Source organism: Bacillus sp. B2-WWTP-C-10-Post-4 (assembly GCF_009183805.1).
GTDB lineage: Bacteria > Bacillota > Bacilli > Bacillales > Bacillaceae_G > Bacillus_A > Bacillus_A cereus.
Map to the genome: position 1 here is coordinate 1 of NZ_WEII01000286.1, position 395 is coordinate 395.

Here is a 395-nt window from a genome sequence, read left to right on the forward strand (position 1 = left end):
GGAAAAGTAACTCGCGCTGCTATGGCTACGATGCTAGTAAATGCATATAAACTACAAAGCACACCAAATCATAATGATCAGGTTAGATTTGAAGATTTAAAAGGGCATTGGGGAGAAAAATATGCCAATATTTTAATAGATTTAAAAATTTCTAATGGTACCGAGAACGGTTGGCAACCAAATAGATTTATAACACGTGCTGAAGCTGCTCAACTTACTGCAAAAACAGATATGTTACAACAAAATTTAAACGATGAAAAAGAGGTTATTACTGCTACCTCATATGAAGATTTAAATTTAACAGTGGCTTCGAAAATTACAGCTCAAGAGATTGATAGTTTTATTGCGAAATATCACTCGGATAGTCCTTTAGTTGGACATGGGCAAGATTTTAT

Annotated in this window: 1 protein-coding gene; it reads left to right on the plus strand. The window is 33.9% G+C overall.

Annotated elements, in window-relative coordinates; genetic code table 11:
* A partial coding sequence (locus GBN78_RS29975) for an S-layer homology domain-containing protein (protein ID WP_193224780.1) occupies nucleotides 1-395 on the plus strand: 395 nt, incomplete at both ends.